Raw genomic sequence first — 25,998 nt, forward strand, 5'->3', positions numbered from 1 at the left:
TTTGGGGCGGATCTTAGGTTTCGCGGCTGGGCACCGGCTTGGCGCCGATATCCCAGAACACCCCGGCCATCACCTTCAGCGCATCGCCGCAGAGCGGTTTCAGCACATGTTCGTTGGGCGCGTGTTGCGAACAGCCCCGGTAGGAATGCGGTACCCAGATGGTGGGCAGTTCCAGAATATCGGTGAAACTGTCGTTGGGCAGCGACCCGGCAAGGTTGGGCAGCACGTGCAAGGGGCCGCCAGATGTTTCGCGGATGGAATCACCAACAAACTGTGCCCAGGGGTGGGATGGGTCCAGACGCGTCGCCGAAAAGAACCCGCGATCATGGGCTTCGATCTTTACCCGCTCAAATCCATGCGCATCAAGGTGGCGGCGCAGGGCAGGGATCACCTCTGCCGGATCGGTCCCCACGACAAAGCGCAGCTGGCAGGTGGCGCGGGCCCAGCCGGAAATTGCATTGACCGGGGCCTCGGGCACGCCCGAGACCATGGCCAGAACGGTAAAGCTGTTCCAGCCAAAGACACGTTCCGCCGGGGTCAGGTCCTGCTCGCCCCAGTTGGGATCGACCTGCGGGCCATCGCCGCCTGCGACGGGCAGGTCGCGCAGTGCCGCGCGCACGCTGTCTGTCAGGCTGTCGGGGCGCCATTCGGGCACTTTGATCTGGCCACGCACATCGGTGATGCAGGCCAGCGCATGCGACAGGATCATCGCCGGATCGGCCAGCAGCCCGCCCCAGTTCCCGGAATGATGCGCGCCTTCGTGGGTTTCCACCAGCAGATCAAAGGTGGTGCCGCCGCGCGAGCCCATGAACATTGTCGGCACCTCGGGCTGCAGGCGCGGCCCGTCCGATGCGATCAACACATCCGCCGTCAGCCGGTCCTTGTAGCTGTGAAATACCTCGGGCAGACCGACAGAGCCGACTTCTTCGCTCATCTCCAGCACGATGCGGGTGTTGAACCCAAGGCTGCCGCGGGTGGCGATCACCGCTTCGAGCGCCGCGATATTGATCAGGTGCTGGCCTTTGTTGTCAGCAGTGCCGCGTCCATAGAGACGGTCGCCTTCCTCGACGATTTCCCAGGGCTCCAGCCCCTCGCGCCACATGCCTTCTTGGCCGCGCACAGTGTCGCCGTGGCCGTAGGTCAGGATGGTCGGCAGGTCCTCGCCCTCTACCCGTTCACCCAGCAGCAGCGGGCCGCCCTTTGGGTCCGGGTTATTGATGATTTCGCAGGTAAAGCCGAGGGCTTGCAGGCGCGGCAGCATGGCCTCTTGCAGGTAGCGCAGCGATTCTGCGCGCGCTTCGTCAGCGGGGTTCTGGCTCTCGCTGCGGTAGGAAACCAGCTTGGCCAGGTCAGACTGGAAGGTGCCGGCCTCAAAATAGTCGGTCACATGAGAGATGGCGGCGTCACGGGTCATTGTTGGTCCTCGAGAACTGCGTCACCCCAGGGTGACATGATTTCAGTGCATCCACTGTTGGTTTCGCCATCGCGCATGACCCCGGCGGGGCAGGCAAAGGCATAGGGTAGAACGGTGCGCCGGGTGGTCTGTACCGGCATGACATCCGACAGGGCATTCAGCACCTCTGGCGGTAGGGTTTCATCTGCAACAGCGGTGGTTCCGCCCGAAACGTCGATGCGCGGGGCGTGAAAGGCGGTTGCTATATCCATTTCCCGATCCGTCAGGAAAGAGGCCAGCTGCGATACGGCCGAAACGATCTTGCGCCCGCCAGAGGCCCCAAGCGCAAAGCGGCGCGTACCGGATTGGCCAAGCGTCGGGCAGACATTCATCAGACAGGCCTTGTTGGGTGCCAGCGAGTTGGGCTTGCCCTGTTCCGGATCGAACCACATGATGCCATTGTTCATCAACAACCCGGTAGACGGCGATACCACGCGACTGCCAAAGATAGACAGCAGGGTCTGTGTATTGGCCACCATATTGCCGGCCCGATCGACAATAGAGAAATGCGTGGTGCAGCCGGGCGCCTTGGCGACCTCGCCGCTGTCGCCCATGCTTGAAACCCGCTCTGCATAGGCTGTTTTCAGGGCGCTGGCATAGGCGGGAAAGGCCTGAGCCGGAGAACTGAGGTCGCTTTCGGCCAGCTGCTGCATGACATGGGCAAAGGTTGGGCCGGCGGTCAGGCCCGGCATCACATGGAACAGCGCATCTCGGTAGGGCACCGCCTGCGCGGGGCCCATCCAGGCGTGGTATCCGGCTAGATCCTGCGCCGAAAGGCTGCCGCCCTTGGCCTGCACATCCTGGGCTAGGGCCTGGGCCAGATCGCCTTCGTAAAAGGCGCGCGCCCCGCCCTGCGCCAGGGTCTCTAGCGTGTCGGCCATGGCCGATTGGTCCAGCCGGTTGTCGGGAATGGCGGTCCAGCCAGAGCCCTTGGGCCAGGTGCCATCATCCAGAAATAGTGCGGCGGCATCCGGGTCTTTCGCCAGATTGCGCGCTGAAGAGGCAATCAGCAAGGCGGCGTACCAATCCACAAGCATGCCTTCGCGGGCATGGGCAATTGCGGGCGCGAGCAGCTCTGCCCAGGGCATCTTGCCCCAGCGCGCATGCGCCTGACCGATCCCATCGACGGTGCCCGGCACCGCAATGGCTGCCGCGCCTTCAACATTGCGATCCTCGACCACCCGCTCCCAGGGGAAGAGATCGCTGGCCTTGCCTTCGCCTGAGAGGGGGTAGTCTTCTACCTTCAGCGCCCTGGGGGAGCGCATGCCAAAGTTGATAGCCACCGCTTCGCCGGTATCGGCGCGCCAGTGCACCGCTGCACCACCGCCCGCCGGGCCGCTCATCCAGGGTTCCAGCACGCCGATAGCAAAAGAGGTTGCCACGGCTGCATCTACCGCATCGCCACCGGCGCGCAGCACCTCGGCGCCGGCTTCGGCGGCCTGGCGGTGCTGGGCCGCGACCACGCCGCCCGCGGTTTCAATGACATGTTTACGGGTCTCTTGGGTCTGTGACAGCGCGCTCATGCCGCATCCTTTTCATACATCGGGCTGTCCGGATCATGCAGGTGGCACTCGACCCGGCCTGTCTCGTTCTCCAGCGGCCGGGGGGCGGTTGTTTTGCAATGCGCCGTGGCAAGCGGGCAGCGCGGATGAAAGGCGCAGCCCGACGGCGGGTCAATCGGATTGGGATAGGCCGTGCCTAGCGCGGTTTCCGGCACGCCTTGGCTTGGGTCCGGGGTGAGTACCGAATTCAGCAGCGCCTTGGTATAGGGGTGGCGGGGCCGTTCAAACAGTTCGGCCACCGGGGCTTCCTCGACGATCCGGCCCAGGTACATAACCGCCACGCGCGTTGCCAGATGTTCCACCACTGCCAAGTCATGCGAGATAAAGAGATAGGTCAGGCCGAATTCGCGCCGCAGATCACCAAGCAGGTTGAGGATCTGGCTCTGTACCGAGACATCCAGCGCCGAGGTCGGTTCGTCGCAGATGACGATTTCAGGCTTCATCACCAGGGCGCGGGCGATGGCCACCCGCTGGCGCTGACCGCCGGACATCTGGCTGGGGTAGGTGTTGATCACCCGTTGCGGCAGACCAACCACGTCGAGCATATCCTTCACCGCCTTGCGCTGGCTGGCGCTGTCGCCGATGCCATGTACCCGCAGCGGCAGCGAGATCAGATCGTAAATCGATTTACGCGGGTTGAGCGAGGAATAGGGATCCTGAAAGATCGGCTGCAGCCGTCCGGCCAAAGCGCGCCGGTCCAGATCCTGCATGGCGGTACCTTCGAACAGAACGTTACCGTCGGTTGGCTTTTCAAGCCCCAGCAACAGCTTGGCCAGGGTCGACTTGCCGCAACCGGATTCGCCGACCAGGCCCAGCACTTCGCCCTTGCGCAGGGTCAGGTTGACATCGTTCACGGCTGTCAGCGGTTTGCGCTGGCCAAACAGGCCCTGCTTGACGGTATAGGTCTTTTTCACCCCGTTGAGGGTCAGGATCGCGCTCATGCGAGTTCTCCTTCTTCGGACAGGGCGCCATCATCATAGACGCAGCGAAAGCCATGGCTGGCGGTGCCATGCTGTGGGATCTCGGCCCGGCACGCGACCTGCGCATGCGGACAGCGGGTGCGAAAAACACAGCCCGAGACTTCGCCGATCAGCGAGGGCACAACGCCGGGAATGGTCCCCAGAGGCGCACCGCGTTCGGTCTTGCCGGGTTGCGGAATGCAGCGCAGCAGGCCACGGGTATAGGGGTGGCTGGGGGTGGCAAAGACCTCTTGGGCCGGGCCTGTTTCCACCAGCTCGCCGGCATACATCACCGCGACCTTGTCAGCGACCCGTGCGACCACGCCCAGATCATGGGTGATCAGGATCATTGCCATGTTCATTTCACGGGTCAGATCAACCAGCAGTCGCAGGATCTGCGCCTGAATGGTGACATCCAGCGCTGTGGTGGGTTCATCCGCAATCAGCAGATCGGGTTCGCACATCAGCGCCAGCGCGATCATCACCCGTTGCCGCAACCCACCCGAAAGCTGGTGTGGATATTGCGACAGGCGGCTTTCGGCAGCGGTGATGCCGACCTTCTCCAGCAGCTCGATAGCGCGGGCACGGGCCACCGCTTTGCTGACCTTGCGGTGCAGAAGCAGCGTTTCGGTCAGCTGATCGCCGATTGTATAGGCCGGGTTGAGCGAGGTCATCGGTTCCTGAAAGATCATCGCAATGCGGTTGCCGCGCAGATCACGCATCACCCGGCGATTGGCCGCCAGAAGGTCGACGCCATCAAAGTTCATCTCGTCGGCTTGTCGGGCAATCGATTTGCCCAGCAGGCCCATCAGCGCCAGCGAGGTCAGCGATTTGCCGGATCCGCTCTCTCCAACGATGGAGAGGGTTTCCCCCCGGTGCAGGTCAAAATCAATGCCGCGCACCGCATGTAGCGTGCCACTGCCGGTTGGAATGGTCAGGTTCAGGTTCTTTACGGATAGCAATGGGGTGGTCATCAGCTTCTCCCTTCCGGCGAGGTGACATCACGCAGCCCGTCGCCCATCAGATTGATCGCCAGCACCAGCACAAACAGCACCGCGCCAGGGATCAGCACCAGCCAGGGCTCAAACAGCATCATGTTCTTGCCTTCGGAAACCATAAGCCCCCAGGACGGCGTGGGCGGCTGGACACCCAGCCCAAGGAAGCTGAGCGCCGCCTCCAGCAGGATGGCATGGGCCATTTCCAGGGTGATCACCACGATCAGGTTGTTGAAAATATTCGGCATGATTTCGGTCAGTACGATGCGCGGCGTCGAGGCACCGATCACCTGCGCCGCGGCCACGTAGTCGCGACGGCTGACCTGTAGGGTCGAGGCGCGCATCACCACGGCAAAGCGATCCCAGAGCAAAAAGCCCAGAACGCAGATCACCACGGTAAGCGAGCCACCAAGGATCGCCACCACTGCCAGCGCCACCAGCACAACTGGCATGGCCAGGCGCACATTGATAAGGAAGGTGACAACTGCGTCGACCTTGCCACCAAAATAGCCGGCGGCCACGCCCATGGCGGTGCCGATCACGCCAGAGATAAGCGCGGCTACCGCGCCAATCAGCAGCGACACGCGGGCACCATAAATCAGTCGCGACAGGTAGTCCCGGCCAAGATGGTCGGTACCCAGCGGATGTTCCCATGTGCCGCCCATAAAGACCGGAGGAACCATGCGGTTCATCAGGCTCTGGGCATAGGGATCATGCGGCGCCAGCACCGGCGCGAGGATCGCGATCAGGACCAAGAGACCAACCACGGCCATGCCAAACAGCAACCCCTTGTGGCCCAGGGCCCGGATTTTAAGCATTTGGCGGGGCGATGGTCCCTGGATTTCTTGCAAGAGTGGATCTGGGGCGTTGCTCATATCAGGCGCTCCGCATTCTTGGGTCCAGCCAGGCGTTCAGCACGTCGGCAAGGAAGGTGAAGATGATATAGAACATCGAAAAGACCAGGATTAGTGCCTGCACCGTTGGCAGATCGTTGCGGGCGATGCTTTCCCAGGCCAGGAAACCGGCGCCATGCAGGGCAAAGACGCTTTCGACGACGATAGAGCCGCCCAGCATAAAGCCCATCTGAACCGCAGCCAGGCTAACCACCGGGATGATGGCATTGCGCAGCGCGTGTTTGAACAAGACGCGCGTTTCGCCTGCGCCCTTGGCGCGCGCCGTGCGGATGAAATCGGACTCAAGCACATCCAGCATACCGGCGCGCGTCAGGCGCATGATGGCCGGCATGGCATAGTAGCCCAGCACGATGGTTGGCATGATGAAATGGCGCCAGGTTGACGCGCCAGAGGGCGGCAGCCAGCCAAGCTGAATGGCCAGAACCACGATCAGGATCAGGCCGAACCAGAAAGATGGCATCGCCTGGCCTGCAACCGACAGAAACAACGCCAGCCGGTCAATAAGAGAATTGGGCCGGATGGCGGCAGCAACACCCAGCGGCACCGCTGTCAGCAGCGCAAACAGGATGCCACAAAGACCCAGCAGCATGGTGACCTGCAGCCGATCTGCAATCAGGCTCGCCACTGGCAGTTTGAAATAGTAGCTCTCGCCAAAATCTCCACGCAGGGCCGAGAACAGCCATTCGCCATATTGCACCAGCATCGGGCGATCAAAGCCGTAAAGTCGCCGGATGGCCTCGATGTCTTCGCCGCTGGCGGTTTCACCGGCAAGCGCGGCTGCCGGATCACCGGACAGGAAGAGAAGGGAGAAGCTGATAAAGCTGACGGTGATGGCAACCAGCAGCGCCAGGCCCAGGCGTTTCAGAATAAAGGTGAGCATGAATATCCTTTCGCACCGGGCGCGGGGGCCCAGGCGTTGCGGGGGTAGACTGTCGGGAAGGGTGGGTGAGAGGCGGGGCCTCTCACCCTGGTAGGATTAGTTCCAGGTCATATCCACGAAGCGCAGCACTTCGTCTGGGGTCGGCGCGTAGCTGACCTGATCTGTGAACACATAGTTGGTGTTATAGGTGAACATCGGGGCCCAGAAGGCCTCGCCGGTGATTTTGTTGATCGCCTTGGAGTAGTTGGCGATGCGCTCATCCGGGTCGGTTGAGCTGTCCGCCACATCCAGCCAATCGCGGACTTCGTCGTCGCGGGTGCTGTCAAGCGAGCCGTGCTTGAAGAATTGGCTGACCATGGCCGAGGCGTCGTTGATCGAATAGCTGCCCCAGGTCTGGAAGGAGAGGGCGACCTTGCCGTCCATGTTCAGTTCACGCAGGGCGGAATATTGCAGCATCTTGAAATCGGTCTTGATGCCGACATTGTTCAGATAGGATGCAATCGCTTCGGCATACTGACGGTCACGGTAGGCGTAAAAGGCGATCTCAAAGCCATCGGGATAGCCAGCTTCGGCCAGCAGTTCCTTGGCTTTTTCTGGGTTAAATTCATACTTTGTCACGTCCTGCTCGCAGCCAAACTGGCTGGGGAAACAGGGGGTGTAAACCACCTTGGAAGAACCCTGAAGCAGCGCGTCGACCAGTTCCTGACGGTTGATCGCGTAGTTCACCGCCTGGCGCACCAGTTTGTTGGTGAAGGGGTTGTCACCAGAACGGCCGGCGCTGTCCATCTGCAGATAACCGACGCGCATGGTTGATTCATTTGCAACGGTGAACTGACCCATCTGCCCCAGTTTGTTGGCCTGGTCGGCAGGCACCTGCCAGATCAGATCCAACGAGCCAGAGAAGAGCTCGGCCATTTGGGTGTTCACATCGGGAATGGTGCGAATGTCGATATTGGCAATCTCGGGCTGGCCTTTGGGGCTGTCGTGATAAGCGCTGTTGGCTTCCAGCTTGAAATGCTGGCCGGGGACAACTTCGGTCACCTTGTAGGGACCGGTGCCAACTGGTTTCAGCCCCATGCCGGATGGGCCGACTTCGGCGTAGTATTCGTTGGGATACATGGAAACAGGGCCAGACAGGAATTCGATCGCCGCCGGGAATTTCTTCTTCAACTTGATGCGTACGGTGTAGTCATCAACCTTTTCGGCGGATTCCATCCAGTTGACATTGCGCTGTGTCTTTACGCCGTTTTCTTCCTTGGCAACAAAGTTGACGGTGAAGACGACGTCATCAGCATTGAAAGGCTCGCCGTTGTGAAAGGTGACGCCTTCGCGCAGTTTGAATTCCAGCGTGGTGTCGTCAATCCATTCCCAGCTGGTGGCCAGGTTGCCGACATATTCGTTGGTTTCCGGGTTGCGATAGATCAGCCCATCCCAGACAGCGCGCTGCATCACAACGCCTTCACGCGAAGAATTGAAATAGCTGTCGATGTTTTCCAGCTCTTTGGTGAAGGCCACGTTCAGCGTGCCCGAGGCTTTGTCAGCTACGGCAGGCATGGCGACACTCGCCAGCAGCGTGGCGGCGATCAAAGCAGCACGAGGAGATGTCTTTCTAAGCATGTTATTTCCCTGTTGCATAATTTAATGTATCACTATTTGATACTGGAGGTTGTTATTTAATCATCATAACCGAATGATATGGACACAGGTCAAGACCGTAGGCGCCAAAAAATTGACCGGTGGCGATATCAGTGGAGGCACGCATGGAAAAAAAGCAGGATAGCTTATACGTTAGTACCCTTGCACGGGGGTTACAGATTTTGCGCGCCTTCGACGAATCACACATATCGCTGTCGCTTGCGGAACTTGTGGCGCGCACGGGACTAGAACGCAGCGCGGTGCAGCGCATGGCGCATACGCTGCACCTGGAAGGCATGCTTGACCGGGATGAAAAGACCCGTCGCTTTCGCCCCAGCCACGCCTGGCTAGAGCTCGCCTATGCCTACTATTGGTCCGATCCGCTGATCGCGCGGGCATTGCCCAAGCTGATTGAGTTTAGCCGTGCCATGGGCGAGACGGTCAATCTGGCGCAAATCTCTGGGGATCACATCCTCTATTCCCTGCGGCTGCCCAACCAGCGGACCCATTTCGAGGCAAGCATTGTTGGCAGGCGGGTTCCGGCGCTGAACACCGCCTCTGGTCGGGTGATCATGGCAACCTGGCCAGATCATGAGACGCGCGAAGCCTGCGCCACCTGGCCGCTGAGGCAAGGCACGCCAAAGACGCTATTGGACCGGGACAAGATCCTGCAGGGTATAGAAACAGCGCGGGAGGATGGCTATTGCCTGACCCGTGATCAGATGTTGCTGAATGAAATCAGCCTGGCGGTGCCAGTAAATGGCAAGGACGGGCGTGCCCAGGCCGCCGTTCAGGTGTCGCTCTCTGGGGTGTCGTTCGACGAAGAGCAGGTCATCCGCAAGGTCCTGCCGGTCTTGCTTGACAGTGCGGCGGGTATTCTTGGCTGATACGCTTGCCTGCAAGCTGCCCTGATCAACCAGCCGCCTGCTAAAATTCTCCGGGGGCACATTGCAGGCAGATCAGTCCCTCTTGGCGCCAGGTCTCGACCACGCAGCTTCGGTCATCGACAACAATCCAGGGTTCAAACCCATCTGCCCGCATTCTCTGCAGCAGTGCGCGCTTTACTTCTGGGTCGCTGGCACTGTCTTGTGCCTGTGGTCGCAGGTAGATCGCATCAAAGCCAAGCCCGTTTTGGCGCAGCCAGGCTTCGGTATAGGTAGACCACCCCTCGGGTCGGCCAGAGCAAATCACGATGGTTTCGCCGCCCTCCTTGAGGCGACGCAACAGCTGCGCCACCGGCGCGATGACCTCGGCGCTGGCCATCGCGTCATGAAAGGCATCCCAGTTCTTTACCGGCCCATGCACAAGATGCCCCAGGCGATCCGCATCAAAATGCGCAAGTGTGCCGTCGACGTCAAAGACGACGCAGGGCTTGGTGATATCATCGGTCATATGTCATCTCTGAGTGGAGTGTTTCTTGATGCTGGCGGTCGCGCCAGACAAAATGCACCGGCGCTGCATTGGTCGGGCGCCTGCCCACAGAAGGCTGACCTGCAAGCAGACGGGCGGCGCGGATGGTACCCGAATGACAGATCATCACCGGCAGATGATCCCCTGCGCGTTCGCAGCATTCAGCTATGGCGGCACCGACACGGGCGATCATCGCCGCCCAGTCTTCGCCCTCCGGCGGCTGGCCATCCCGCGGTGGCAGCAGGTGCAGCGGCAGGCCCTCGAACACGCCCCAATCCCGTTCGCGCAGGCCCGCATGAATTTGGTAGGCCCGACCGGGAAAGCCAAGGGAACAGGTCTCGCGGGCGCGGTGCATCGGGCTGGCGAACAGGGCACAGGGCAGGGGCCAGGCGCAGCGTTGTAGCGATTTTGCCTGATCGCGCCCCCTGTCTGTCAGGGAAACCTCCAGGCGTCCGGCGATAATGTCATCGCGGTTGGCCGTGGTCTCGCCGTGACGAATGAGGCAAAAGGATTTTTGCGGTAGCGGGTAGGTCACAGGGGAATACTCTCGTGCATGAAGACCTCGGCCCCCAGCCCCTCTTCGACCAGATAATCCTCTGGGCAGGGGCAAAAGGCCGGGGCAAAGCGTTTTGCCTGCAACCGCTGCAGCATCTTGATCTGATCGCCCAGGGGCGGGTGCACATTCCAGCGTTGGAAATAGCCGCCGGGTACGGCGCAGATGCCGCGGGCATGGGCTGTCATATGGCCGGTGAAGACAACATGGGCATCGCGTCCCAGCCGCCCACCTTCGCGCCAGGCACGGGCATAGGCCCAGGCGGCACCGCCATCGGCATTGGGGGTGTCACAGATCAAAAAGCGTGCCTCGGCGCTGTCGGCGCGATCAAGCAGTGGTGCGATCTCATGCGCCAGGGGGCTTAGCCCGGCCTGTGACAGCGCGCTGCGCAGTGCGCTGCGGCATTCCGGATCAAGGATCACAGCCTGCAGGCCAAAGCGGCGCACCAGATGCAGCGCCATTTCGCCGGCGCGGCCAGAGGGCGGCACTGGCAGCAGGATCTGACCGGGCAGCTGATCTAGCAGCGCATCCAGCGCCGCAAAGCGATCACGCTGGGTGATACTGTCCAGATGATAGGAACAATCCAGGATGGCGGTTGCCGCAGGGGGCGGCGTATCAAAGGCAAACCAGTCTGATTCTTCTGACCAGTCGCCGGAATAGAACAGCCCCTCGCCAATATCGAAATGCATCCAGACGCCGCCTAGGGCATGGCCATTGCGCCCGGTGGTCAGGCGAATGCCGTCAATCTCGCAGCTGCCCTGTTCCGGCAGGTAGCGGACCTGGGCGGCTGGCGGCAGGGCCGCTGCTGTCTGCTTGGTTGCATAGATCGGTAGTCCGGCCTCAACCGCATAGGCGGCCCCACCGATATGGTCGATGTGGTCATGGGTGATAAACACGGCATCGGCCCCCACCAGCCAGGCGGGGTCAAAATGCGCGCTTGCTTCGGGGCCATGGCCGCAATCCAGCAGCCAGCGCTTGCCCATCACGTTCAATTGCATGCAGGCCGGGCCTTTGTCCCCGATGCCCGACAGGATTCTGATAGTATTCATTTATGCCTCTGAAAATGCCCAGGGAGCACTCAGGCTGAGCCCCAGTTGTGCGCCTTCGGTGAAACGTTCACGGGTTTCGGCCAGCAGCAGATCTCCGTTTGGTGTCTGCAGGTTCAGGCGGTAGCGGCCGCCAAGATAGGTGCTGCGCGCGACCCGTGCGCGCAGATCGCCGCTTTCGCAGATGGTGATGTTCTCCGGCCGCAGACAGATCAGATTTGGCGCCTCTGCATCCGTGTGCACCGCGACCTGGGTGCCGCCAAAATGCGCCTTGGTTTCCTTGGGTCCATGTGACAACGCATCAATGGGCAATACGGTGCCGTCGCCAACAAAACCGGCGACAAAGCGGCTGCGTGGACGGTTATAAAGGGCTTCCGGGGTGTCGAACTGGGCGATTTTGCCCTCGGACATCACCGCAATCCGGTCTGCCATGGCCATGGCTTCTGCTTGGTCGTGGGTCACATAGATCATGGTGGCCCCGGTGCGGGCGTGGAAATCGGAAAACACCGTCTGCATAGAAGCGCGCAGGGCCACATCCAGATTGGCAAGGGGTTCATCCAGCAGCACGGCATCGGGGTCAGAGACCAGACAGCGCGCCAGGGCCACACGCTGGCGCTGTCCGCCTGACAGCTCAGATGGCATGCGCTCGCCATATTGGGTCAGGCCGGTTGTCTCCAGCGCCGCCTCAGTCTGCTGTGCCTGGGCCGCTTTGGGCAGGCCGCGCACCTCTAGCGGGTAGGACACATTGCGGCGCACGGTCATATGCGGCCAGAGCGCATAGGACTGAAACACAAAGCCGATGTTGCGCGCTTCGGGCGGCACCGCGCGGCCAGTTGCGGCATTTGCGACCTCGCGATTGCCAATAGAGATGGCACCCTGGGTGGGGGCTTCAAAGCCGGCCAGCAGGCGCAGCAGGGTGGATTTTCCGCAGCCCGACGGCCCCAGAAGCGCGACGAATTCGCCGTCCCTTACGCGCGCGGTGACGGAAGACAGGGCCACGGCCCCGTCAAAATGTTTGGCAACCGAGGACATGTTTATGTCTGCCATGGGACAACTCCTTTGGGTAGGTGGCGCGCAGCAAGCTGGATCGCGCCCATGAGCGCCATCACCACCACAACAATGGTCATGGCCAGAGCAGAGGCCATGACGGTTTCTCCGCTGTCATCAAGATTGAAGATCATCACGCCCAGGGTTTCTGTGCCGGAGGACCATAGCAGCGCCGAAACGGTCAGCTCGTTAAACGCGGTCAGGAACACCAGGATCGCACCCGCCGCCGCCGCCGGAGCCGTGAGCGGCAGAATGATCGTGCGCAGGCGTTGAAAAAAGGATGCGCCGACAGATTGCGCCGCCTCGTTCATTGCCGGGTCCAGCTGGCGAATGCTGGCTTGAATAGGGCGGAACATGATGGTCATGAACCGGGCAAGATAGGCCAGAAAGATGATCCAGATGGTGCCATAGGGGGTCGCTTCGGTGAAGGGCAGGTTGATCAGCAACAGGATCATGGCAATCGCCAGCACCACGCCGGGCAGGGCATAGGGCAGGTCAATCAGACTGTCGAACAGTCGCCCCAGTCGGGTTGGGCTGCGTTCCATCAGCCAGGCCAGGGGCAGGCAGATCACGATCAGCACCAGTGCCGCCCCGATAGAGAGCGAAAAGGAATTCACAAAGGCCCGCGTGGTTGCGGGTTGGCGAAACAGGGCCTCGTGCCAGGACGCAAGAGTGATCGTATCTGGGCGCAGCGCGACACCATAGGCTGGCACAAGCGACGTCGCCAGCAGCCCCAGCATTGGCAGAACCAGGATGGCCCCGACGGTCAGCCACAGCGAGATTTCGACCGGCAGGCGGGCCCGCCCCAGCGGAATTGCCAATGGCCGCGCGGTAGAGCCAACCAGATGCACCTTTTGCCGGGACTGGAAAAACCGCTGCAACAGGATGCCACAGATCGCCACACAGCCTATCAGCATCGCCAGCACCGCGACCTCTGCCAGCACGGTCGTGCCAAGCCCTGCGAGCTTTTGATAGATCAATGTTGGCAGGGTTACATAGCCCGCTGGAATGCCCAGCATGGCGGGAATGCCAAAGTTCCCCAGCGCCGTGACAAAGGTGATTGCGATACCGGCTGCCAGGCTTGGCAGGCACAGGGGCAGGATGATTTGCCACCAGACGCGCAGCCCCTTGGCACCGCTGATCCGGGCGGCCTCTACCGCTTCTTGGGGCAGGGCGCGCAGGCCGGCGCGCAGGGTCAGAAAAATGATCGAACTATGCTGGACACCCAGCAACAGGATGATGCCCTGTGCAGAATAGAGCGGTTGCGGCGCGCCCAGTGGCGGTGCCAGCCCCAGCGTTTTCAGCAGGACCGAAGAAGGCCCCATGATCTGGGTCCAGGACAGGGCGGTGATCTGCGGCGGGATCATCATCGGGATCATCAGGCAAAACACCAAGGTCGCCTTGGCGCGCAGATCGGTCAGCGCCACCAAAAAGGCAAAGGCGCTGCCAATCAGCACCGACACCAGGGTTCCCAGCCCGGCGGTGATCAGCGAATGCATCAAGGCCTGCTGGGTCGAGTGGCGCGCCATGATGTCTGTGATCAGGCCCAGGCTGGGTTGCCCCTCTATCAGAACGCCTTCGGCAAACAGCCGCAGCACCGGTGTCAGGGTCAGGGCAATCGCAATCAATAGAATAAGTGAAAGCAGCTGATCCTCGGACCGGCTGCCTCCGTTTGTTTTACGCGATAGCATTAGTCGGCGCCAAAGACATCGGCGAATTTCGCCTTGTTGGCCGTTGCGTTTGCCAGGGCCACAGCCGGGTCAAAATCCATCAGTTTGATATCTGCGCGGGCCGGGAAGCCTGCTGGCACACCCATATCGTTGCGGGCCGGAATATAGCCCATGTCCAGCACCAGATCCTGGCCCTGCTGGCTAAGGACGAAATCGACAAATTTCTGCGCGCCTTCCAGGTTCTTGGCGGTGGAAAGGATCGCAACCGGTTCGGTCACATAGGACACCCCTTCTTCGGGGAAGACGAACTCTACCGGAGAGCCCTTGGCCTTGTTGCGGATGGCCAGGAAATCAACAACCATGCCATAGGGTTTTTCGCCGGCCGCGACCGCTTTGAAGGTGCCGCCATTGCCGCCTTTGGCGCGGGCGTCATTTGCGGCCAGATCTGAATAGAACTCCCAGCCGAGGCTTGCATCATTGGTCAGGGTCGCAAGGTGGATCAGCGCAGCACCGGAGTAGAGCGGCGATGGCATGGCAACCTGGCCCTTCAGCCCGGCGTCTTTCAGATCCGCCCAGGAGGTTGGCGTAGTTGCAGCACCCGTGTTGTAGACGATGCCGGTGGTGATCAGCTTGGTCGAGTGATAAAACCCTTCGCTGCTATAGAGCGCGGGATCAAATGCGGCCGCTTCTGGGGAGTGATAGGCGGTCAGCAGCCCCTCTTGCGCCATGCCTTCCAGGGTCACGGTATCGGCAATCATCAGGACATCCGGCTGTGGCTTGCCCGCTTCGATTTCTGCGCGCAGTCGGGCCATCAGTTTGGTCGTGCCATCACGCACCCACTCGACCTCGGTGCCGGGGTTTGCGGCCATAAAGGCATCTACGGTCTTTTGCGCATCCGCGTTGGGCTGCGATGTGTAGATGGTCAGGGTTTCTGCAAAACTGGCCGAGGCAAGGCAGGCAAGGGCGGTGGCAGTCAGGATGGATTTCATCACGTGTCTCCAGGGTTCAGTCTTTCGAACGAAAGCTTTCGATGGCTGCCTTATTTCCCGGAAATGCAACGGTCGTGTGACAGTTTTATGTAATAATTATATATGTTTGCAGGAAGTCCGCCGGTGGGTATAGCCTGCGCAGAATTGGATGAGTTTCGAAAGAAAACACATGACACGTGAGGATCTGAACAGGCGACGTGACCGCATTATCGCGCTGCTGTTGCAGGCCGGGGAAATGTCTGCCGGCGCCCTGTCTGCCCGACTGGGGGTTTCGGTGCAGACCATTCGCACCGATCTGCGCGCACTGGATCGCGCGGCCCTTGTGCAGCGACGCAACGGGGCGGTGCATCTGCGCCAGCAATCGGAGAATATTGCCTATTTGCCCCGCGAGAGCATATCCCGCGTGGAAAAGCAGCAGATCGCGCTCGCGGTAAAGAACCTGGTGCGCGATGGAGCCCGCGTCGCGCTGGGCACGGGCACCACGGTTGAACACTGCGCACGCCTGCTGGCAACCCGCAAAAACCTATGCGTTGCCACCAACAGTATCCATGCGGTGATGGCCCTGCAAAACGCGCCAGGCGCCGTTGTGGAATTGGCAGGCGGCACAGTGCGCCTGCGCGATCTGGATCTGTTGGGCAGTGCCAGCACCGCGTTTTTTGAGCGCTATCGCATGGATCACGCGATCTTCAGTTGCGGTGGCCTGTCCGCCACGGGCGAGGTGCTGGACTACAACTCTGATGAACTGCTGACGCGGCGGGCGATTGCGGGTTGCGCAAAAGAGAAAATCCTGGTGGTCGACAGTGCCAAGTTCGGGCGGGACCTGCCCTGCCAGATACACCACGTCTGGGAATATGATGTTGTTGTATTCGGCGCTGATCCGGGGCCGTATATCCTGGAGAAATGCGCCCGGTTTGACTGTCGCGTGGTCCATGCCGACATGGGCTGCACGCCGTAGATCGACGCCCCCGCTGATCGGGTGCCCCGACGCAGCCAGCCCGGTGTCGCACAGGGTTGCAATCAGCCCAAGCGCCGACCTGCGAGCACATGCAGAGATCGGGTGTTTCGCCCGAGATTAAGGGAAACGTAGGAGTCGCCCGGCTATCCAGCAGGCTGGCACCCTGTAGAAAATTGCGGAGTTTGGCATTGTTTTTCAAGAGAAAGTCTCAAAATGAAAGTTCCGAAGTCGAGACAGGCAAGGTCATCTCCGATCTGATTGATCGCACTCAGGCGACCATTCAATTTGATCCCAAGGGGCATATTTTGACCGCCAACAATAACTTTCTCGCGGCGTTTGGATATCGTCTGGAGGAGATCAGGGGGCAGCATCATACGATGTTTGTTGATGCAGACCATGCCAAAAATACGGATTATACCGCGTTCTGGAACAGGCTGCTTGCTGGTGATGATATCACCGACCAGTTCCCCCGGGTGGCCAAAGATGGGTCTATCATCTGGATCCAGGCGACCTATGCCCCAGTTCTTGATAGCGAGAACAATGTTGTCCGGGTGATCCAGGTTGCCTCTGAAGTGACAGCGCGGCGGCGCGGGCTGGCAGCAATTTCCGAAGGTTTGGCAGCCCTGCAACAGGGCGATCTGGCCTACCGTGTTGCCCTGTCGGAAATTCCGGACATCGGCGATTTGGGTCGCAGTTTCAACCAATCGGTAAAGCAGCTAGAGGCGACGGTCAGCAACGCCAAGGCGGTCTGTACCGGGGTGGGGCGCACCGCAACGGATATCAGCCAGGCCGCTGGCGATCTGTCGCGCCGCACAGAAAACCAGGCCGCGACATTGGAAGAAACCGCTGCCGCCCTGGATGAGCTGACAACCACGGTGAAATCATCGGCCAACGGGGCGAAAAAGGTCGAAGATATCGTTGCCGAGGCGCAGCAGGTGGCCAAACACAGCGGTGTTGTCGTCAGTGAGGCGATCACCGCCATGTCCAAGATCGAAGGGTCTTCTGATGAAATTGCCAAGATCACCACGGTGATTGACGACATCGCCTTTCAGACCAACCTGCTTGCGCTCAACGCCGGGGTCGAGGCCGCAAGGGCGGGCGAGGCAGGGCGCGGTTTTGCCGTTGTCGCCTCAGAGGTGCGCGGCCTGGCGCAACGCTCTGCCGATGCTGCCGGAGAGATCAAGAATCTGATCACACAGAGCCAGCACCATGTGGGATCTGGCGTGGATCTGGTTGGAAAAACGGGTGAGGAACTGGAACAGATCATCAAGAGCGTCGGCACGATTTCTGTGCATATCGGTGATATTGCGCGCGGTGCAGCCGAACAATCGGCCGCATTGGGCGAAATCAACACCGGGATGGTGCAGCTGGACGAAGTGACCCAGAAAAACGCTGCCATGGTCGAGGAAACAAGCGCCGTCAGCCAGACCCTGTCCAACGATGCCGGTCAATTGACCCAGCAACTTGGGGCCTTCAGGACCAAGGGCGACGGTGCAGGTATCGCCGCGGCGGGCGGCAATGTGATCCGGATGTCTGCCGCCACTGCGCGGGGCAAGCAGCCGAGATCCGCGCAGGCACCTGTGTCCGTTGGTGCCCCTTCCGGGCAGAGCGACGGTTCCGGTTGGGAGGATTTTTGACCCGGTGACAGGTCCTGCCTGCTGACCCTTTTCAACATGGCGCCCCGGGTCTGTTTTTATTGGGGGCGCGATATCGCTTGCCGCTTGGGTTGACACGCCCTTTTCACATCAACCACCAAGACCCATCGCGGTGGTTTGTATCGCGTTGGCAAAAGGCATATTGACAGCAGGCAGGCGCGCCGCAACCTTGGCGCCAAACAGGGTGGGAACAATAGGGTGAAACAGAGCGCGATGAAATTTCCGATCATTCGCACCGCCGGATTGGATGGGATGCTGGTGACATTTTCCGATGCGCTGAGCGAGGCTTCCAACCGTGCGACCCTGGCCTTTTGCGAGGCGGTGAAAGCCAGCGCCTGGCCCGGTGTGCAGGAGGTTTCGACCTCGTTGGCTTCGGTATTTTTGCGCTTTGATGTCAACACCCTGCGCCATGAGACCTTGCAAGAGCGGCTTTGGGAACTGCTGGACCAGCAGGACTGGCTGCAGGCGCCGCTGCCGGGCGGGCGTCGGTTGTGGCAGGTACCTACCGTCTTTGGCACTGAACTGGCGCCGCAATTGGGCGAGGCCGCCGATGCGGCAGGCCTAAGCGAAGCCCGGGCAATTGAAAGCCTGGGGACGGCGCGGGTGCGGGTCCTGACCATTGGTTTTGCACCGGGGCAGCCCTATCTTGGCCCGCTTGGCGCAGAGTGGAATCTGCCGCGCCAGACGGAACTGACGCCGCAGGTGCCCGTTGGTGCGCTGGTGCTGGCGATCAGCCAGTTTGTGCTCTTTGCAACAACGGCCCCGACGGGCTGGCGACATGTGGGGCAGACTGGATTTCGCAGCTTTCAGCTGGGATCGCAGGATCCGATTGCGCTGCGCGCGGGGGATGAGATGATTTTCACTCCGGTTTCAAGATCTGACTATGATAGGTTCTGCGCAGAAGACAGCCGTTTTGGCGGGGCCAGCCGGGAGGAGATCCCCGCATGAATGCGCTCAAGGTTCTTCGCATTGGCCCGCTTGTCTCGATACAGGATCAGGGGCGACCGGGGCAGTTGCAACAGGGGGTGTCGCGCGGAGGTGCGGTGGATCTGCTGGCTTTGGCAGAGGGCGCGGCGCTGCTACGCCAATCTGCCGATTTGGCGGCACTGGAAATGGCGGGCATGGGCGGGCTATTCGAGGCCACTGGCCCGTTGCGGATTGCCCTGACCGGGGCGCCGATGCAGGTCAGTCTGGATGGCGAGGCCCTGGCCTGGAACGCATCGCATCAGATGCAGGCCGGGCAGCGGCTGGAGATCGGCGCAGCACGGCGCGGGGTCTACGGCTATCTGCATCTGGGCGGTGGCATCGACAGCGCGGTAATGCTGGGGGCGCGGGCGGCACATCTGATGTCGGGGCTGGGACGCACCATCGCAGTGGATGATCTGCTGCCCTGTGGCCCGGATCAAAGCAGTGAGACCGGGCTGGGACTAACGCCAGAGGATCGCTTTCAGGGCGGCACCCTGCGTATCGTTGCGGGCTTTCAGTCCGATCTTTTTGCCGCTGATGTACGGGCGCGCTTTGCGGAAACCGGCTTCAGGCGCGGATCCCGTGCCAATCGCATGGGGGGGGAGCTGGTTTCTGACGGGGCGGGCTTTGCCGCTGAAGGGCAGTTGAATATCCTGTCGGAAATCATTGTGCCGGGTGACGTGCAGATGACTGGCGATGGCAAGCCCTTTGTGCTGCTACGCGAGGCGCAGACCACCGGCGGCTATCCCCGGATCGGCACCGTGCTGCCCTGCGATCTGCCGCGGGTCGGCCAGGCCCAGGCCGGAACAGAGCTGCGGTTCGACTGGGTTTCGCTGGAAGAGGGGCTGGCGCTGCAGGCCAGGCACGATGCCCAGATGAAATCCCTGCCGGGCCAGTGCATGCCCCTGCTGCGGGATCCGGCGCATATGCAGGATCTGCTGGCCTATCAACTGATCAGCGGTGTGGTTTCCGCCGATACCGACCCCTTTGCCTGAACGGAGACACCCGATGAACAAGACCGTCGATCTGAACGCTGATATGGGCGAAAGCTTTGGCCCCTGGAACATGGGCGATGACAGCGCGCTGCTGGATATTGTGACCTCGGCCAATATTGCCTGTGGGTTTCATGCCGGTGACCCGGACGTGATGGCCGCCACCATGGCGCGGGCGCGCGACAATGGTGTTGGTATCGGGGCGCATCCCGGCTTTCCCGATCTGCAGGGCTTTGGGCGACGCAAGATGCAGATGACCCCGGCCAGCTTGGGCAATATGGTGCGCTACCAGCTGGGCGCGGCGCGTGGCATGGCAGCGGCGCTGGGCACACAGGTGCGGCATTTGAAATTGCATGGCGCCCTGTCCAACATGGCCTGTGTTGATCATGCCATGGCACGCGCCTGCTATGAGGCGGCGCTAGAGGTCGACCCCGATATCATCATCATGGTGCTGGCGGCCACCGCGATGGAGGATGTGGTGCGTGATCTTGGCTGCAACTGGTGTGGTGAGATCTTTGCCGACCGTGCCTATAACGACGATGGCACCCTGGTGGACCGCAGCCTGCCGGGCGCGGTGATCCATGACGCCAGTCTGGCCGGTCCGCGCATTTTGCAGATGGTGCAGGAAGGCGCGATCATCACACAAAGCGGCAAGCGGATCGAGACATCGATTGACACCATCTGCCTGCATGGCGACACCGCCGAGGCGGTCGCGCTGGCACAATCGGTGCGCAACAGCCTCAAGGCGGGCGGGGTTGGTTTGCAGCAGTTCGCCGGGCGCACAGGCTAGGCGCTGCTATTTTGCTGCGGGCCTGATGGAGGTTCGTCAATTGTATTGAGTATCAGCGTGGCGATCTGGGTTGCCGAACTGACGCCCAGCCGTCCATAAGCGCGTCGGCGCAGGGTGCGGATGGTGTTTTCGGATACGCCCAGTTCAAGCGCGCTGCCCGCCACGCTCATCCCGCGCACCGCCAGATCGCAGACCTCTGCTTCACGCCGGGTCAGTCCCCCAAAGGGGCCAGCATCCTGATCCCGCAGGGTGACAATGCGCCCCGCAGCCGCCCGCCCCGATGCGGCCCGGCCAAATGCGGTGCCGCCGGCGATCCGGTGGCGCAACCCGATCAGTTCATGTACCAGCGGTAGCACCTCTTGCAGCCGCTGCATCTCGGCATCGCTGATCCACCCGGCCGCCTTGCCGCGCAGGAAAAACGACTGAAAGCCCACCCGCTCGCTGTAGGATGAAACGGTGACCCGCTCGATCACCTGATCGCGAACATAGATCGGGCTGATCGGATCCTGCGGGCTGGGGCGCCAGCGTTCGATCATCAGCCCACCGCTCTGGGCAGCGCGGATCCGCTGCAGAATGCTTTGCATCAGCTGGTCATTCTTCAGGATCACGCTGGCATTGCGGTTGAACCAATAGCTGCTCATCTCGCCCGCCCAAATCGACAGAACCGGGGCAGGGCGGGACATGTCGGCCACATAGAAGGTGCCAAAATTGGCGATCTCGGCGGCGCCCCGAATATAGGCCAGCACCTGGAGGGCAAAATCAGGCTGCACCACGGCAGCGACCAACGCGGCGACATCACCCCGAGGGAGCGGTCTTGGAGGGAATATGTCACTCATTCGGGTGACAGACTGGGGCGTCTGTTGTGAAATAGTCAAGCAGGTTCCAGCGAACCCAGCGGCGAGGCCCGGCAGATGACCCAGATATTTTCCAACCGCAAACGTGCGATCCATTTGGGCCCCTACCCGATGGAACGGCTGATGCCTGGGCCGATGCCGGATCTGGCTGCGGTGCCGCCGACCCAGCCGCTGGACTTCCGCCGCCCCACTGCGCCGACCTCTATCGTCAATGCCATGGGGGAATACCAGGCTATGATGGATGCGATCCGTGACGGGTTGGTGAACAGGGCACAGGCCACCTGTCCCAGTGACCTTCAGGAACGCGCCAACCATATCAAGGCTTTTGGCTATTTTGCCGATGCCGCCATGGTGGGGATTGGTCCGATGCCAGAGAGCGCGCGGCTGACCCGGCCGTTTCGCAACCCGGATATTGACCGCCTGTCGCAGGATTTGAAGACCCGCCAGACCAAGACGCTGGCGGCGGGGATCGACCATATCATGGCCGATCTGAAAGAGGCGATGCAGGCACCGCCCACCACCATTGGCGATCACAAGCACGCCATCGTCTTTCTCTATGACATGCCACGCGATCCCCGCCCCGATGAAGAGGGGGCGGATTGGATCCAGGGGGCCGAGCAGCATCGCGCCTGCCTGCGGGCCAGTGAAACGGCCGTGGTGCTGGCCAATTACATCCGCCTGTTGGGATGGGATGCCAAGGCCCATACCGGCACTTCCTCGGATGTGGATCTGAACAAGCTGGCGGTGGCGGCGGGGCTGGTGACGGTGCAGGATGGGCGGCTGGTCAATCCCTATCTGGGAGAGCGCTTTGGCATTGCGGTGGTCACCACCGATTTTGAACTGGCGCAGGACCGGCCACTGCTGCCGCTGGATCAGCAACCGATGATGCAGGTCAAGGGGCCAAAATGGTGGCTGGGGCTTGGCTCGCAGCGCTCTGCCTTTCATACGGACCCCTTTAAATCCCGTGAGTTCAAAGATGGGCCGCACCCGTTTGAGACGCTGAACCGGGTGGATGACCCCACCACCTATATTGACGAACCAAATGTCGCGCGGGTGCCCAAGCGCGCCGATATGTTTGCCCGCAGTCAGTTCGGCGACATGGGCAAGGCCAATCAGGCGGCTGCGACTGGTGGGTTCTATGTGCGCAAGGCGGCACCGTCGATGGCGCAGCGGCGCATGCTTGGCGCTTTTGTGCTGTTGCAGGATGGGGTGCCGTCACGGGGACCACGCCCTGCGGATGCCGCGCGCAATGCCGCCAATGTCAAAGCGGCCAGCTATTGGCTGGGCATTGATGCGGTGGGCATCAGCCGCTGCCCGGATTGGACCTGGTACAGCCACGATGCCACGGGTGCTGAAATCCATCCCGAGCATGATCAGGCCATCAGCATGATTGTCGATCAGGGCTTTGACACCACCGAGGGCACTTCGGGGGATGACTGGATCGCGGTGGCCCAGTCCATGCGGGCCTATCTGCGGTTCTCGCTGCTGGGCGGAGTCATTGCCCGCCAGATCCGCAATCTTGGCTACAAGGCCAAGGCCCATACGGTGATGGATGGCGAGGTGCTGCAGCCGCCACTGTTGTTGTTGTCAGGCTTGGGAGAGGTCAGCCGCATTGGCGAGGTGATCCTGAACCCCTTTCTTGGCCCGCGCCTGAAATCCGGGGTTGTGACCACCGATATGCCACTGGCGCATGACAAGCCAATCGACTTTGGCCTGCAGAAATTCTGCGAGGCCTGCAATAAATGCGCCCGTGAATGCCCCTCGGGGGCGATCACTGCCGGACCCAAGCTGATGTTCAACGGCTATGAGATCTGGAAGAGCGACAGCCAGAAATGCACCACCTACCGGATCACCACGCCGGGCGGCGCCATGTGTGGCCGCTGCATGAAGACCTGCCCCTGGAACCTGGAGGGGATCTTTGCCGAGCGCCCCTTTCGTTGGGCCGCGATGACCATGCCAAAGGCGGCGCCTGTCTTGGCCAAACTGGACGATGCGCTGGGCAATGGCGAAATGAACCCGGCCAAGAAATGGTGGTGGGACCTGGAGATGGAGGACGACGGTGGCTACCGCCCGACCCGCCATCCGGTGAACGCCCGCGCGCTGCAAAAAGATTTGCACCTGAAATACGAGGACCAGACCCTGGCCGTCTACCCGGCGCATCTGGCGCCGCATCCCTGGCCCTATCCCTTTCCGATGGACCGCGAGGCCGGGATCGAGGCCTACCAGCAGATGATCACCGCCGAGGACTACAAGGCGCGCCGCAGCAAGGGGGAGACCGGCCCCTGGGAACATCGCTACAGCAGCGATGTTGACAGTCCGGTGCTGGCGGTACGGGTGGCGCGGGTCGAGAAGATGAGCCCGGGTGTCACCAAGTATGAGTTTGAGAGCCTGGATGGCGCAGAGCTGCCGCAATGGACTGCCGGGGCGCATCTCGACATCGTGGTGGCACCGGAATACCTGCGGCAATATTCCATGTCTGGCGATCCTGCCGATCGCAGCCGCTACCAGATTGGGGTGCTGTGCGAAGACGCGGGGCGCGGCGGATCGCAACTTTTGCACCGGATCTTTGCCGAGGGGCGGCGGGTGTTTGTCTCGCAACCGATCAACCATTTCCCGTTGGAAGAGGGTGCGGTGAAAAGCTATCTCATGGGCGGCGGCATCGGGATCACGCCAATGATTGCCATGGCGCATCGCTTGTATGCGCTGGGCCGGGCGTTTGAACTGCATTATTCGATCTCGGATCGCGCCAGTGCGGGCTATCTGACAGACTTGGCCGCCATGCCCTGGGCTGATCGGGTGCAGATCCATGTTTCGGCCGAGGGAACCCGCGCCGATCTGGATCAGCTGCTGGCGGGCTACGCGCCGGGGCAGCATGTCTATACCTGTGGTCCGACACGCTTCATGGACGGGGTAATGCAGGCGGCCGCGCGCCAGGGTTTCCCCGAGGAGGCGCGCCATCTTGAATATTTCACGGTCCCGGACCTGCCGGAGTATGAAAACCATGCTTTCAAACTGGTGCTGGCGCGCTCCGGCAAAACACTTGAGGTGCCCGCTGACCGCGCCGCCACAGATGTACTGACCGAAAATGGTGTGCACATCGACGTTAAATGCGCCGATGGCATCTGCGGGGTCTGCAAATGCGGGCTTGTGTCGGGCGAGGTGGAGCACCGCGACTTTGTCCTGTCCAAGGCGCAACGCAAGACGGCAGTGATCTTGTGCCAATCGCGCGCGGCCCAGCCGGACGGGGTGATTGAAGTCGATCTGTAGCGGCAGAGGGGGCGCGCGGAGCAAGGGGGAGCTCCCGCGCAGCGCCAGAGACATCAAAGATGCCTCGCGCCCCTTGGGCCGGGCGCCGCAGCCAAGCTGCGGCGCGTTTGGCTCTCTTGACAGAGCGCCAAACAGGAGGGCGTGCAACTGGACACTGGGCGTGCCTATAGCGAAGCAAACCAATCCGGCAGCTGCGTGCGATGACCAAAGCGCAGGCTTTTACTGCGTAATACAGAGGTTGCACTGTCGCGGACCGGGGATTGCAGTTCTGTCCAGGCCTGCTCTTCGGCGGCTTCCCAGTTCAGTAGTGGCATGGCCCTGGCGTCGGCGACCTTCCCTTTGGCCTCGGTGCTGGCCTGCTGCCAGGCCTTGCCGGGCGTACCTGGCCCTTTGCTATTGCCGACTTCGTGGCGCACCGTGGTCATTTCAGCCAGGGCCGTGGCATCCGCAAATTTCAGATGTGCCAGATACACACCTCTTGGCATCACAAACGGAAACTCGGCTAATCGGCCGGGGCGCAGCTGAAGGCCGTGCCGCCGTAGCCCAATGGGGCGCCGTACCGCCCAGGCCTTGCTGTAGTGCCCGGTAAAGACCGCATCCCGGCGCCGGGCGAAAACCGACTGCCCTCTGGCCACCGGATCTGTGGGGGGGAAATCAAACATATTGAAGCCAAGCGCAAAAAGGGCAGGGGCCTCTTGCGCCCGCATCATCTGCCCCAGGGATCCCCAGCGTCCAGGGTCGACGCAGATCAGCTCATCCGCATCGGTGCGAATAACCCAGTCGTACAGTTCCAGCAGGCCCTGCTGAAAGCCGTTCAACATGCGGCCGCGCCAATGATCAAACCCCTGCAAGCGATCGCGCGGTATCGTCAGAACAGAGACCCCGGGGCAGATCTCTTGCACCTGCGGGTCCGCACCATGGGAAACGACATAGAGATTCTCAGCCCCAAGCTGGCGGCTGTAGTGGCGATACCATTGGGACAGCGCCCAGTGGTCCTTATGCGCCATGGTAAGTGCACAGATATTCATGCCGCACACTATGTCGGCCTGGGCCTGTCTCGCCAAGAGGCTTTGACGGGTCGGCTTGCTCAACCCTCAAGGCAGTCTGATTCCTTCGTGCAAAGGAAGCAACCTCTGACTCGATTCATGACGTGAGTCGCGGCTACTCTTGTGGTCGGAAGGGGTGTTGCCCCTATATATTGATGCTGCGGCGAGGTGGGGGTCCTGGCTGCGCAAAGCTAAGCCTACTAAACCGTCGACCGAGTGCCGGTTTCGACAGCAATGGCTTACGGTAACTAGCTAATATTGCTTTATAAATCAGATGGATTTGAAAAAGATGTAATTTTGTGAAATTATCGCTTGCGGGAAGTATGAGTTAACACTAGAACCCCCTCTACCGGCAGCGGC

Annotated in this window: 22 protein-coding genes; 7 read left to right on the plus strand and 15 right to left on the minus strand. The window is 61.3% G+C overall.

The genetic code is table 11. The features are described 5' to 3' along the window. Nucleotides 1-13 precede the first annotated feature (13 nt). The 7 genes from ACN0VH_RS17865 to ACN0VH_RS17895 all read right to left on the minus strand — a co-directional run bounded on the left by ACN0VH_RS17865 (nucleotide 14) and on the right by ACN0VH_RS17895 (nucleotide 8,380). Nucleotides 14-1,414, minus strand: coding sequence for a M20 family metallopeptidase (locus ACN0VH_RS17865; RefSeq protein ID WP_417701664.1), 1,401 nt, complete (start codon nucleotides 1,412-1,414; stop codon nucleotides 14-16). After that, the gene (locus ACN0VH_RS17870) at nucleotides 1,411-2,976 is read right to left on the minus strand and encodes a gamma-glutamyltransferase family protein (RefSeq protein WP_417701666.1); all 1,566 of its coding nucleotides are present in this window, start codon (nucleotides 2,974-2,976) and stop codon (nucleotides 1,411-1,413) included. The genes ACN0VH_RS17865 and ACN0VH_RS17870 overlap by 4 nt, the downstream gene beginning before the upstream one ends. Continuing rightward, nucleotides 2,973-3,956, minus strand: coding sequence for an ABC transporter ATP-binding protein (locus ACN0VH_RS17875; protein WP_278924441.1), 984 nt, complete (start codon nucleotides 3,954-3,956; stop codon nucleotides 2,973-2,975). Before ACN0VH_RS17875 ends, ACN0VH_RS17870 begins: the two co-directional genes overlap by 4 nt. Further along, complete coding sequence (locus tag ACN0VH_RS17880; protein WP_278924440.1) at nucleotides 3,953-4,948, minus strand: ABC transporter ATP-binding protein; 996 nt, start codon at nucleotides 4,946-4,948, stop codon at nucleotides 3,953-3,955. The genes ACN0VH_RS17875 and ACN0VH_RS17880 overlap by 4 nt, the downstream gene beginning before the upstream one ends. Beyond that, nucleotides 4,948-5,844 carry an ABC transporter permease gene (locus ACN0VH_RS17885; RefSeq protein ID WP_278924439.1) on the minus strand — a complete coding sequence of 299 codons (897 nt, stop codon included), beginning with the start codon at nucleotides 5,842-5,844 and terminating at the stop codon, nucleotides 4,948-4,950. The genes ACN0VH_RS17880 and ACN0VH_RS17885 overlap by 1 nt, the downstream gene beginning before the upstream one ends. 1 nt (nucleotide 5,845) lies before the next feature. Beyond that, the gene (locus tag ACN0VH_RS17890) at nucleotides 5,846-6,763 is read right to left on the minus strand and encodes an ABC transporter permease (RefSeq protein ID WP_278924438.1); all 918 of its coding nucleotides are present in this window, start codon (nucleotides 6,761-6,763) and stop codon (nucleotides 5,846-5,848) included. Nucleotides 6,764-6,859: 96 nt separating this feature from the next. Beyond that, nucleotides 6,860-8,380, minus strand: a complete 1,521-nt coding sequence (locus ACN0VH_RS17895; RefSeq protein ID WP_278924437.1) for an ABC transporter substrate-binding protein — start codon at nucleotides 8,378-8,380, stop codon at nucleotides 6,860-6,862. Nucleotides 8,381-8,523: 143 nt separating this feature from the next. On the opposite strand from ACN0VH_RS17895, the gene ACN0VH_RS17900 reads away from it, so the two are divergent. Next, the gene (locus ACN0VH_RS17900) at nucleotides 8,524-9,285 is read left to right on the plus strand and encodes an IclR family transcriptional regulator (RefSeq protein WP_278924436.1); all 762 of its coding nucleotides are present in this window, start codon (nucleotides 8,524-8,526) and stop codon (nucleotides 9,283-9,285) included. A gap of 40 nt (nucleotides 9,286-9,325) precedes the next feature. Here the strand turns inward: ACN0VH_RS17900 and ACN0VH_RS17905 are convergent, their stop codons facing one another. The 6 genes from ACN0VH_RS17905 to ACN0VH_RS17930 are packed head-to-tail and all read right to left on the minus strand — an operon-like array spanning nucleotide 9,326 to nucleotide 15,113. Continuing rightward, nucleotides 9,326-9,790 carry a phosphatase domain-containing protein gene (locus ACN0VH_RS17905; protein WP_278924435.1) on the minus strand — a complete coding sequence of 155 codons (465 nt, stop codon included), beginning with the start codon at nucleotides 9,788-9,790 and terminating at the stop codon, nucleotides 9,326-9,328. After that, on the minus strand, nucleotides 9,780-10,343 hold the full coding sequence (locus ACN0VH_RS17910) for a histidine phosphatase family protein (RefSeq protein ID WP_417701670.1): 564 nt from the start codon (nucleotides 10,341-10,343) through the stop codon (nucleotides 9,780-9,782). The genes ACN0VH_RS17905 and ACN0VH_RS17910 overlap by 11 nt, the downstream gene beginning before the upstream one ends. Then, nucleotides 10,340-11,410, minus strand: coding sequence for an MBL fold metallo-hydrolase (locus ACN0VH_RS17915; protein WP_278924433.1), 1,071 nt, complete (start codon nucleotides 11,408-11,410; stop codon nucleotides 10,340-10,342). The genes ACN0VH_RS17910 and ACN0VH_RS17915 overlap by 4 nt, the downstream gene beginning before the upstream one ends. After that, nucleotides 11,411-12,454: an ABC transporter ATP-binding protein gene (locus ACN0VH_RS17920; protein WP_417701673.1), complete on the minus strand. Its 1,044-nt coding sequence runs from the start codon at nucleotides 12,452-12,454 to the stop codon at nucleotides 11,411-11,413. Then, nucleotides 12,442-14,145 carry an ABC transporter permease gene (locus tag ACN0VH_RS17925; RefSeq protein WP_278924431.1) on the minus strand — a complete coding sequence of 568 codons (1,704 nt, stop codon included), beginning with the start codon at nucleotides 14,143-14,145 and terminating at the stop codon, nucleotides 12,442-12,444. Before ACN0VH_RS17925 ends, ACN0VH_RS17920 begins: the two co-directional genes overlap by 13 nt. Further along, nucleotides 14,145-15,113, minus strand: a complete 969-nt coding sequence (locus ACN0VH_RS17930; RefSeq protein ID WP_417701675.1) for an ABC transporter substrate-binding protein — start codon at nucleotides 15,111-15,113, stop codon at nucleotides 14,145-14,147. Before ACN0VH_RS17930 ends, ACN0VH_RS17925 begins: the two co-directional genes overlap by 1 nt. A gap of 169 nt (nucleotides 15,114-15,282) precedes the next feature. On the opposite strand from ACN0VH_RS17930, the gene ACN0VH_RS17935 reads away from it, so the two are divergent. The 5 genes from ACN0VH_RS17935 (at nucleotide 15,283) to ACN0VH_RS17955 (ending at nucleotide 20,471) form a co-directional block, all read left to right on the plus strand. Then, nucleotides 15,283-16,068: a DeoR/GlpR family DNA-binding transcription regulator gene (locus ACN0VH_RS17935; protein ID WP_417701677.1), complete on the plus strand. Its 786-nt coding sequence runs from the start codon at nucleotides 15,283-15,285 to the stop codon at nucleotides 16,066-16,068. 188 nt (nucleotides 16,069-16,256) lie between these two features. Next, nucleotides 16,257-17,705 carry a methyl-accepting chemotaxis protein gene (locus ACN0VH_RS17940; RefSeq protein WP_417701679.1) on the plus strand — a complete coding sequence of 483 codons (1,449 nt, stop codon included), beginning with the start codon at nucleotides 16,257-16,259 and terminating at the stop codon, nucleotides 17,703-17,705. Between the two features lie 231 nt (nucleotides 17,706-17,936). Beyond that, on the plus strand, nucleotides 17,937-18,671 hold the full coding sequence (locus ACN0VH_RS17945; RefSeq protein WP_417701681.1) for a 5-oxoprolinase subunit B family protein: 735 nt from the start codon (nucleotides 17,937-17,939) through the stop codon (nucleotides 18,669-18,671). Further along, entirely contained in the window at nucleotides 18,668-19,684 is a 1,017-nt protein-coding gene (locus tag ACN0VH_RS17950) for a 5-oxoprolinase subunit C family protein (RefSeq protein WP_417701683.1), read from the plus strand. The genes ACN0VH_RS17945 and ACN0VH_RS17950 overlap by 4 nt, the downstream gene beginning before the upstream one ends. 13 nt (nucleotides 19,685-19,697) lie before the next feature. Further along, nucleotides 19,698-20,471: a LamB/YcsF family protein gene (locus ACN0VH_RS17955; RefSeq protein ID WP_278924426.1), complete on the plus strand. Its 774-nt coding sequence runs from the start codon at nucleotides 19,698-19,700 to the stop codon at nucleotides 20,469-20,471. Here the strand turns inward: ACN0VH_RS17955 and ACN0VH_RS17960 are convergent. After that, the gene (locus ACN0VH_RS17960; RefSeq protein ID WP_417701686.1) at nucleotides 20,468-21,244 is read right to left on the minus strand and encodes a helix-turn-helix domain-containing protein; all 777 of its coding nucleotides are present in this window, start codon (nucleotides 21,242-21,244) and stop codon (nucleotides 20,468-20,470) included. The two genes, ACN0VH_RS17955 and ACN0VH_RS17960, sit on opposite strands and share 4 nt — an antisense overlap. A 138-nt stretch (nucleotides 21,245-21,382) precedes the next feature. On the opposite strand from ACN0VH_RS17960, the gene ACN0VH_RS17965 reads away from it, so the two are divergent. After that, the gene (locus ACN0VH_RS17965; RefSeq protein ID WP_417701688.1) at nucleotides 21,383-24,592 is read left to right on the plus strand and encodes a reductive dehalogenase; all 3,210 of its coding nucleotides are present in this window, start codon (nucleotides 21,383-21,385) and stop codon (nucleotides 24,590-24,592) included. A 164-nt stretch (nucleotides 24,593-24,756) separates the two neighbouring features. Here the strand turns inward: ACN0VH_RS17965 and ACN0VH_RS17970 are convergent, their stop codons facing one another. Continuing rightward, nucleotides 24,757-25,620, minus strand: a complete 864-nt coding sequence (locus ACN0VH_RS17970; RefSeq protein WP_417701690.1) for a glycosyltransferase family 2 protein — start codon at nucleotides 25,618-25,620, stop codon at nucleotides 24,757-24,759. Nucleotides 25,621-25,998: the final 378 nt, after the last annotated feature.

It is taken from the genome of Pseudophaeobacter sp. (assembly GCF_048267565.1).
GTDB classification, from domain to species: Bacteria; Pseudomonadota; Alphaproteobacteria; order Rhodobacterales; family Rhodobacteraceae; genus Pseudophaeobacter; species Pseudophaeobacter profundi.

Excerpts from the sequence above, each read along its gene's own strand:
- ACN0VH_RS17865 (WP_417701664.1), bottom strand. The coding sequence starts at position 1,414 with ATGACCCGTGACGCCGCCATCTCTCATGTGACCGACTATTTTGAGGCC.
- ACN0VH_RS17870 (WP_417701666.1), bottom strand. The coding sequence starts at position 2,976 with ATGAGCGCGCTGTCACAGACCCAAGAGACCCGTAAACATGTCATTGAA.
- ACN0VH_RS17875 (WP_278924441.1), bottom strand. The coding sequence starts at position 3,956 with ATGAGCGCGATCCTGACCCTCAACGGGGTGAAAAAGACCTATACCGTC.
- ACN0VH_RS17880 (WP_278924440.1), bottom strand. The coding sequence starts at position 4,948 with ATGACCACCCCATTGCTATCCGTAAAGAACCTGAACCTGACCATTCCA.
- ACN0VH_RS17885 (WP_278924439.1), bottom strand. The coding sequence starts at position 5,844 with ATGAGCAACGCCCCAGATCCACTCTTGCAAGAAATCCAGGGACCATCG.
- ACN0VH_RS17890 (WP_278924438.1), bottom strand. The coding sequence starts at position 6,763 with ATGCTCACCTTTATTCTGAAACGCCTGGGCCTGGCGCTGCTGGTTGCC.
- ACN0VH_RS17895 (WP_278924437.1), bottom strand. The coding sequence starts at position 8,380 with ATGCTTAGAAAGACATCTCCTCGTGCTGCTTTGATCGCCGCCACGCTG.
- ACN0VH_RS17900 (WP_278924436.1), top strand. The coding sequence starts at position 8,524 with ATGGAAAAAAAGCAGGATAGCTTATACGTTAGTACCCTTGCACGGGGG.
- ACN0VH_RS17905 (WP_278924435.1), bottom strand. The coding sequence starts at position 9,790 with ATGACCGATGATATCACCAAGCCCTGCGTCGTCTTTGACGTCGACGGC.
- ACN0VH_RS17915 (WP_278924433.1), bottom strand. The coding sequence starts at position 11,410 with ATGAATACTATCAGAATCCTGTCGGGCATCGGGGACAAAGGCCCGGCC.
- ACN0VH_RS17920 (WP_417701673.1), bottom strand. The coding sequence starts at position 12,454 with ATGGCAGACATAAACATGTCCTCGGTTGCCAAACATTTTGACGGGGCC.
- ACN0VH_RS17925 (WP_278924431.1), bottom strand. The coding sequence starts at position 14,145 with ATGCTATCGCGTAAAACAAACGGAGGCAGCCGGTCCGAGGATCAGCTG.
- ACN0VH_RS17930 (WP_417701675.1), bottom strand. The coding sequence starts at position 15,113 with ATGAAATCCATCCTGACTGCCACCGCCCTTGCCTGCCTTGCCTCGGCC.
- ACN0VH_RS17935 (WP_417701677.1), top strand. The coding sequence starts at position 15,283 with ATGACACGTGAGGATCTGAACAGGCGACGTGACCGCATTATCGCGCTG.
- ACN0VH_RS17945 (WP_417701681.1), top strand. The coding sequence starts at position 17,937 with ATGAAATTTCCGATCATTCGCACCGCCGGATTGGATGGGATGCTGGTG.
- ACN0VH_RS17950 (WP_417701683.1), top strand. The coding sequence starts at position 18,668 with ATGAATGCGCTCAAGGTTCTTCGCATTGGCCCGCTTGTCTCGATACAG.
- ACN0VH_RS17955 (WP_278924426.1), top strand. The coding sequence starts at position 19,698 with ATGAACAAGACCGTCGATCTGAACGCTGATATGGGCGAAAGCTTTGGC.
- ACN0VH_RS17965 (WP_417701688.1), top strand. The coding sequence starts at position 21,383 with ATGACCCAGATATTTTCCAACCGCAAACGTGCGATCCATTTGGGCCCC.
- ACN0VH_RS17970 (WP_417701690.1), bottom strand. The coding sequence starts at position 25,620 with ATGAATATCTGTGCACTTACCATGGCGCATAAGGACCACTGGGCGCTG.